This window comes from Arthrobacter tecti (assembly GCF_054511355.1).
The window spans coordinates 86,773-94,537 of the sequence record NZ_JBTNCT010000014.1 but is presented as its reverse complement, the minus strand read 5'-3'; the positions used below and the strand labels follow the sequence as shown (position 1 = coordinate 94,537).

General features: G+C 62.5%; 9 protein-coding genes. 7 read left to right on the top strand and 2 right to left on the bottom strand.

The genetic code is table 11. The features are described 5' to 3' along the window. Positions 1 to 140 precede the first annotated feature (140 nt). Entirely contained in the window at positions 141 to 386 is a 246-nt protein-coding gene (locus ACX80C_RS14820) for a type IV toxin-antitoxin system AbiEi family antitoxin domain-containing protein (RefSeq protein ID WP_459327215.1), read from the top strand. Between the two features lie 201 nt (positions 387 to 587). Further along, entirely contained in the window at positions 588 to 1,103 is a 516-nt protein-coding gene (locus ACX80C_RS14815; RefSeq protein ID WP_459327214.1) for a hypothetical protein, read from the top strand. 97 nt (positions 1,104 to 1,200) lie between these two features. Here the strand turns inward: ACX80C_RS14815 and ACX80C_RS14810 are convergent, their stop codons facing one another. Beyond that, positions 1,201 to 1,374 (bottom strand): DUF1737 domain-containing protein, encoded by a 174-nt coding sequence (locus tag ACX80C_RS14810; RefSeq protein WP_459327213.1) that lies wholly within the window; start codon positions 1,372 to 1,374, stop codon positions 1,201 to 1,203. 20 nt (positions 1,375 to 1,394) lie between these two features. Next, the gene (purU, locus tag ACX80C_RS14805; protein ID WP_459327212.1) at positions 1,395 to 2,276 is read right to left on the bottom strand and encodes a formyltetrahydrofolate deformylase; all 882 of its coding nucleotides are present in this window, start codon (positions 2,274 to 2,276) and stop codon (positions 1,395 to 1,397) included. Between the two features lie 298 nt (positions 2,277 to 2,574). On the opposite strand from purU, the gene glyA reads away from it, so the two are divergent. The 5 genes from glyA (at position 2,575) to ACX80C_RS14780 (ending at position 7,712) form a co-directional block, all read left to right on the top strand. Continuing rightward, the gene (gene glyA, locus ACX80C_RS14800; protein ID WP_459327211.1) at positions 2,575 to 3,867 is read left to right on the top strand and encodes a serine hydroxymethyltransferase; all 1,293 of its coding nucleotides are present in this window, start codon (positions 2,575 to 2,577) and stop codon (positions 3,865 to 3,867) included. 143 nt (positions 3,868 to 4,010) lie between these two features. Next, on the top strand, positions 4,011 to 4,904 hold the full coding sequence (locus ACX80C_RS14795) for a bifunctional methylenetetrahydrofolate dehydrogenase/methenyltetrahydrofolate cyclohydrolase (RefSeq protein WP_459327210.1): 894 nt from the start codon (positions 4,011 to 4,013) through the stop codon (positions 4,902 to 4,904). A 165-nt stretch (positions 4,905 to 5,069) separates the two neighbouring features. After that, positions 5,070 to 6,011, top strand: a complete 942-nt coding sequence (locus tag ACX80C_RS14790; RefSeq protein ID WP_459327209.1) for an ABC transporter ATP-binding protein — start codon at positions 5,070 to 5,072, stop codon at positions 6,009 to 6,011. Beyond that, positions 6,004 to 6,882 (top strand): ABC transporter permease, encoded by an 879-nt coding sequence (locus ACX80C_RS14785; RefSeq protein ID WP_459327208.1) that lies wholly within the window; start codon positions 6,004 to 6,006, stop codon positions 6,880 to 6,882. Before ACX80C_RS14790 ends, ACX80C_RS14785 begins: the two co-directional genes overlap by 8 nt. After that, on the top strand, positions 6,879 to 7,712 hold the full coding sequence (locus ACX80C_RS14780; RefSeq protein ID WP_459327207.1) for an ABC transporter permease: 834 nt from the start codon (positions 6,879 to 6,881) through the stop codon (positions 7,710 to 7,712). The genes ACX80C_RS14785 and ACX80C_RS14780 overlap by 4 nt, the downstream gene beginning before the upstream one ends. Positions 7,713 to 7,765 lie beyond the last annotated feature (53 nt).

The following is a 7,765-nucleotide window of genomic DNA, read 5'->3' as shown; positions in this document are numbered from 1 at the left end:
CAGGGTCTGGCGTTCATCATCAGTCAGTGTCAGTTCGGCTTTGGGGCGACCGGTTCGTGGCATACCCCATTCTACAACTTATAGAACTAATTTACGGCGCAGGACACTAGCTGGGCTTTTCCGCACGATTAGGTGACTAGATGAAGGATGCGCGAATACTGACGTTGGGTGAACGGCCGCACGATCCGAACTGGCCGCAGTACTTGGCGCGAGCGGCACGGGATGGACGTCTGCTGAGAATTCGACACGGCTGCTACGTGGATCCTGTGGCATGGAACGCACTCACGGATGAGGAACGCGTCTTCAAACGAATGGAATCAGTGGTCCTTACCGCCCAGGAGGAGCCAGTCTTCTATCGGGAATCAGCGGGTATGATCTGGGGGTAGCCGCGACCGTCCTTGCCTTCGGCTGTCCAGGTTGCGATTCCGCTCGGCAGCAGAAGGACAAGCCGGAATGGTGTACAGCGGAGCTCAAGGCATCCGGAGCAGTTCGCGACCGAACGCGTGGGCCAATGGCGCGTGATCGACAAGGTGCAGACCGCCATTGATTTATCCTCTGTATACGATTTTCCGTGGGCCGTTGCCGTGATGGACAGGCTTCTGAACAAGAAGCCGCTGCCACCGGAGCGGGCTACGCGCGAAGTGACCGAGAGCGACGTCCGTTCCCGGGTCGACCTGCTCGTGACCGAGGCGAAACAGCGGGGCGCCTTGCGCGTGCTCGAGTTCGCGAATGGCTTGGCACTGTATCCGGGGGAGTCCATCAGCCGCGTCAACATGCACCTGCTCGGATTCCCGGCACCCGAACTCCAACACAGCTTCAGCGATGCGCGCGGCAAACTCGCTGAGGTTGACTTCTGGTGGAAGGACTACGGGCTGGTCGGCGAATTCGACGGGCGGACGAAGTATCTAAAGCCCGAGTATTTGAAGGGCCGGACGCCGTCCCAGGTTGTCATTGATGAGAAGAACCGCGAGAACAGGCTGCGTGCCTTGGGGCTGAACGTCGTGCGATGGGAATGGCCCACGGCTATTACCCCAGAGAGGCTGGCGGAGCACCTGCGAAACGCTGGGCTTCCGGCGGAAGGGCGGCGCCGGACGGCAGCATAGTCGAGCGAAATCTTCAAAGTCACCACATCTTGCGGTGAGGAAGACGATATCGACCGAAATTGTCCGGCACGAAGGCGAACGCGTCAAAGCGAAGCCGTCAGTCCTCCAGCACCAACGCCTGGGCAACGATCACGCGGTCCCCGTTGTACGTGAGCGCAGGGGCCCCGTGCAGTCGGTAGCCGCTTTCGAGGGCTTCACTGACGCGGGCGCAGAAGGCCTTGTCGTCCTGGCCGGTCAGGACGCGGTAACGCAGGGGTGCTTCGTCGGTCATGGTTCCTCCTCGAAAAGGGGTCAGTTGAATACCACGGTACGCGTGCCGTCGAGCAGTACCCGGTGTTCAGCGTGCCACTTGACTGCCTGCGCCAGGGTCCGGCTCTCGACGTCGGCGCCCATAGCAACCAGTTGCGGCGCCGTCCGTGCGTGGTCTACGCGAATCACTTCCTGCTCGATGATCGGTCCCTCGTCCAGCGCCGGCGTCACGTAGTGCGCCGTGGCACCGATCAGTTTCACCCCGCGTGCATGGGCCTGGTGGTAGGGCCTGGCACCCTTGAACGAGGGCAGGAACGAGTGATGAATATTGATGGCCCGCCCCACCAACTGCGAGCACAGATTGTCGCTGAGCACCTGCATATACCGGGCGAGGACTACCAGCTCGATCTCATACTGAGCCACCAGCTCAAGCAATTTCGCCTCTGCAGCCGCCTTGCCGTCAGCGGTTACCGGTACGTGATGGAACGGTACGCCGTAGAACGCCGCGAGGTCAGCCAACTCCGTGTGGTTGGAAACGATCACGGGTACTTCAACCGGCAGCATTCCCGCGCGCTGCTGGAAGAGGAGGTCGTTGAGGCAGTGCGCGGATTTCGACGCCATGATCAACGTTCGCGCCGGTGTTCCGGCGAGGTGCAGGTTCCAGGTCATCCCGAAGGCCTCCGCGACCGGGGACAGATGCGCCAGGAGGGCCGTCTGCGGCGAGGAAGTGGTCATCGCGACCCGCATGAAGAAGGTGCCCGAATCGGGGCTGCCGTACTGCTGGGACTCGGTGATGTTGCAAACGGCCGCTACAAGGGCGCCGGAGACAGCATGCACAATGCCCGGCCGGTCATCGCAGGAGAGGGTCAGAATGAACGACGACGGCGCGTTGCCGGCGCCCTCGGAAAGTACAGCGGAGGTCACGCTCCAAGGGTACCGGCCTCCGGAGCAAGCCCGCGGCGTCGGAAGTCACCGTCGGACATACTTCCGGGGCATGCCGCGGAGCCGATAGAATCGGGATGTCGCGACTGGCGTTAGGTGGGTAACCACCAGGAAGCGGCAAGTGCGCCGTTGTTGTAAGACGGCGCTCAAGCGCAGACCACGGATCGCACGCCTGGGACGTAGGTCAAGTTATACCTGCTTCAACACGAACCAACTTCGGGTGCAGTGAGTGCAGCAGGTAGCCTGACCTGTAGAAAGCCGCCACAACCAGGAGCCTCCCGTGACCTCATCTCCCTCTGTGACCCAGTCCGTCACCAACGCACCTCTTTCTGAAGTTGACCCGGAAATCGCCGCAGTCCTCGACAACGAGCTGGCCCGTCAGCGCGACACCCTCGAAATGATCGCATCGGAGAACTTCGCGCCCCGCGCGGTCCTTGAGGCCCAGGGCTCGGTGCTGACCAACAAATACGCCGAGGGCTATCCCGGACGCCGCTACTACGGTGGCTGTGAGCACGTTGATGTAGCCGAGAGCCTCGCCATCGAACGCGTGAAGGCACTGTTCGGCGCCGAATACGCCAACGTCCAGCCGCACTCCGGAGCTCAGGCGAACGCCGCAGCGCTTGCAGCCATGATCAAGCCCGGCGAGAAGATCATGGGCCTCTCCCTGGCGCACGGCGGGCACCTGACCCACGGCATGAAGCTGAACTTCTCCGGCAAGCTGTACGAGGTTGCAGCCTACGGTGTGGAGAATGACACCAACCGGCTCGACATGGAGCGCGTCCGCGAGCAGGCCATTGCCGAGAAGCCACAGGTCATTATCGCCGGCTGGTCCGCCTACCCGCGGCACCTCGACTTCGCAGCCTTCCGGTCGATCGCTGACGAGGTTGGCGCCCTGCTGTGGACTGACATGGCTCACTTCGCCGGCCTGGTAGCGGCGGATCTGCACCCGAGCCCGGTGCCGCACTCCGACGTCGTCACCTCCACAGTCCACAAGACGCTTTCGGGACCCCGCTCGGGAGTGATCCTGGCCAAGCAGGAGTGGGCGAAGAAGCTCAACTCCAACGTCTTCCCGGGTCAGCAGGGCGGGCCGCTCATGCATGTCATCGCGGCCAAGGCCACTGCTTTCAAGATCGCCGGCTCCGCGGAATTCAAGGAGCGCCAGGAGCGCGTCCTCGAAGGTGCCCGCATCATCGCGGAACGCCTGATGGGCAGCGATGTCACCGAGCACGGCGTCTCCGTCCTTACCGGTGGTACCGACGTGCACCTGGTCCTGGTTGATCTCCGCCACTCCGAGCTCGACGGCCAACAGGCGGAAGACCTTCTGCATTCGGTCGGCATCACTGTGAACCGGAACGCCGTCCCGAACGATCCGCGCCCGCCGATGGTCACCTCCGGTCTTCGCATCGGAACGCCGGCACTGGCCACGCGCGGCTTCGGATCAACCGAATTCACCGAGGTTGCCGAGATCATCGCGTCGGTCCTGAAGCCTGGCGCCGACATCGAGGCATTGAGTGCACGCGTTTCCCGCCTTGCCGCCGACTTCCCGCTCTACCCCGGTCACGAGGAATGGTAGAAGACCTCCCGAAAGGCGCATTGGAGTCGGCTGCGGCAGCCTTCAATGCGTACGACATCCCCACTGACGAATGCTGCTTCACAGGGTGCTGTGAGCGCGGCAAAGCTTTTTTGCTCGAGCAGCTGGATAAAGGAGCCGCGTAGATGAGCGCACAGATACTTGACGGCAAAGCCACCGCGGCAACGATCCGAAGTGAGCTGGTGGCGCGGATAAGCGTGCTCAAGTCGAAGGGAATCACGCCCGGCCTCGGTACGGTTCTGGTCGGCGACGATCCCGGAAGCCACACGTACGTCGCGGCTAAACACCGCGATTGCGAGCAGCTCGGCATCAACTCGATCAGGCGGGATCTGCCCGGGGATATCACCCAGGAGGACCTCGAGAAGGTCATCGATGAACTGAACGACGACCACGCCACGACCGGCTATATCGTCCAGTTGCCGTTACCGGCCCACCTGGATGAGCACGCGATCCTCGAGCGGATGGCACCGGGGAAGGATGCGGACGGGCTGCACCCGACCAACCTGGGCAAACTCGTGCTCAATGTCAAAGACCAGTTGGATTCCCCGCTGCCGTGCACTCCGAACGGCATCGTGGAGCTCCTGCTGCGTCACGATATTCACCTCAAAGGCAAGAACGTCCTCGTGGTGGGCCGTGGAGTCACGGTCGGCAGGCCGCTCGGGTTGCTGCTGACCCGCAAGTCGATCAACGCCACGGTCACCCTCGCCCATACCGGCACGGTTGACCTGCCGAGGCACCTGGCGGAGGCCGACGTCGTCGTAGCCGCCGCAGGCATGCCGGGCATGATCACCGGTGAGCAGTTGAAGCCGGGAGCTATTGTGCTCGATGTCGGCGTCACCAGGGTGATCGACCCGGACACCGGGAAGGCGAAGCTGAGCGGAGACGTCGCGAAGGATGCCGCGAAGGTTGCCGGTTGGCTGTCGCCGAACCCGGGCGGGGTAGGTCCGATGACCCGGGCGATGCTTCTCTCGAACGTGGTGGAGGCAGCCGAACGGCAGGCAGGGATCGGCACCCGCTAAAAAAAGCACGACGACGGCGGCCGCCACCTTCAGCGGATGAGGTGGCGGCCGCCGTCGTACCCGTCTGGAAGCCGCCCCGAACTAATCGGAGAATGCGGACGCGCACAGTCCGCATTAATAAATGATTGGCTTTTGCCAATCGGAGAAATCCTCTAGTCTGATCTGGTGCCCAACCAAACTATTCCGGACTACGTCATCTCGGCTGAGAAGCTGACCAAGCATTATGGCGACTTCGCAGCCGTCAATAACATTTCCTTCGACGTGCCGGCGGGGGAGTCGTTCGGTCTACTCGGTCCCAACGGCGCAGGCAAGTCGACCACCATGAAGATGATCGGCGGCGTCTCGCAGCGCACCTCCGGCAAGCTCACCATCATGGGTCTCGATCCGGAGCAGCACGGTCCCGAGGTGCGTGCACACCTCGGGGTGGTGCCGCAGCAGGACAACCTCGATGAAGAGCTCCGTGTGCGCGACAACCTGCTGGTGTACGGGCGCTATTTCGGACTGCCGATGAGCTATTTGAAGCCCAAAGCGGATGAACTCCTTGAGTTCGCACAGCTGACGGACAAGGCGAAGGCGAAGGTCGATTCCCTTTCCGGAGGTATGAAACGCCGCCTGACCATTGCGCGTTCGCTCATCAATGAGCCGAAGATCCTTCTGCTGGACGAGCCCACTACCGGCCTGGACCCGCAGGCCCGCCACATCCTGTGGGACCGCCTGTTCCGCCTCAAGGAGTCCGGCGTTACCCTGATCCTCACCACCCACTACATGGACGAGGCCGAGCAGCTGTGCGACCGCCTCGTCGTTGTCGACAAGGGACAGATCATGGCCGAGGGCTCGCCTGCCAGGCTCATCCGTGAGCATTCAACCCGTGAGGTGCTTGAGTTGCGCTTCGGGTCCGAGCGGAACGCGACAGTCGCCGCCGAGCTGCAGGGCATCGGCGACCGGCTGGAACCCTTGCCCGACCGCGTCCTGATCTACACCGAAGACGGTGAAGCGGCACTCGAGCAGGTCACCGCCCGCGGCCTGCACCCAATCACCTCGCTGGTGCGCCGGTCCTCGCTCGAGGATGTCTTCCTGCGCCTGACCGGTAGGAGCCTCATTGACTAGCCAACGCGCCGGCACCCCGGATACAAGCACGACGACGGCGGCACCCACCCTGAAGGCGCACTCACCGACGGTAGCGGCGCAGCGGGCCCGCAAGTTCGGGTCCTGGTACTACGCGGAGCACGCCCTGAAGGTCATGAACGGCTATCGCTGGACCCTGCTCGCCTACAGCGTGGGCAACCCGGTGATGTACCTCTTCGCGATGGGTGTTGGCCTGGCCACCCTGGTTGACCAGAACAGCGCCGAGGCGGCCTTCGGCGGGGTCAGCTACCTCGCCTTCATCGCGCCCGCGCTGTTGTCCTCGGCGACCATCATGGCGGCGGCCACGGAGTTTACGTATCCCGTGATGGACGGATTCAAATGGCGCAGGGTCTATTACGGGCCGCACGCGTCCCCGCTCGCCGTCCATCAGATCGTCAACGGCTACATCATCGCGATCGCCATCCGCCTGTTCCTGATGTCCGCGATCTACTTCGCCATCGTCGCACTATTCGGCGCCTCGCCGTCTGCGTGGGGTTCGGTGGCGATCGTCGTCGCCGTTCTCTGCGGCCTGGCCTTCGGGCTGCCGCTGCTGGCCTACTCGGCCAGCATCAAGGAGGACAAGGGGCAGTTCGCGCTGGTCATGCGCTTCATCGTGACGCCGTTGTTCCTGTTTTCCGGAACATTCTTCCCGCTTGAGACGCTCCCTGTCTTCCTGCGCTGGATCGGCTGGATTTCACCCCTATGGCACGGTACGGAGCTGGGGCGGGTGCTTACGTACGGCTATACCGAGCCGATCTGGCTCTCGGTGATCCACGTCCTGTACCTGATCGGGCTGGCCCTCGTGGGTTGGATCCTCGCCCGCCGCATCTACGAACAGAGGTTGGGCCAGTGAGCAAGGTACTGACCACACAGGACTATCAGATAACTACCCGGGACCGTCCGTTCAGCGCCCTCTATGCGCGCAACGCGAAAGCCGTGATCAGCCGCGGCCTCATGGCAACCAAGAGCAGCAACTGGATGATCATGGTTTCCGGATTCTTCGAGCCGGTACTGTACCTGGTCTCGATGGGTCTGGGCCTGGGCGCACTGGTGGGGGCCGTCGTCGGACCCGGTGGTGGGGAGATCAGTTACGCCGCCTACATCGCGCCCGCTCTGCTGGCCGTTTCAGCGATGAACGGTGCGGTTTATGACTCCACCTGGAACGTGTTCTTCAAGATGAACTTCGCGAAGCTGTACCAGGGGATGCTCTACACCTCGCTGGGCCCCCTCGACGTTGCGATCGGGGAGATCTTCCTTGCGCTGCTTCGCGGCGCTCTGTATGCCACGGGATTCACGGCAGTCATGGGCATGATGGGTCTGATCACCACGCCGTGGGCCCTGTTGATGATTCCGGCGTCGGTGCTGATCGCTTTCGGATTCGCGTCCTTCGGCATGGGTATCACCAGCTACATGAAGACTTTCCAGCAGATGGACTGGATCAACTTCGTCATGCTGCCGATGTTCCTGTTCTCGGCCACGTTCTACCCGCTGAGTGTCTACCCTGAGCCCATCCAGTGGTTCATTCAGGCACTTCCGCTGTGGCACGGTGTCGAGCTCCTGCGGCAGATCAGCGTTGGCATCTTCACTCCGGCAACGGCAATCCACATCACCTACTACCTGGTGATGATCCTGATCGGGATGGTGCTCACGACGACGAGGTTGCGGAAGCTGTTCCTGAAATAGGACAGGCGCTGTCCGGAATAGTCTTTCCGCAGTAGGTCTGTGAGCAGATACTG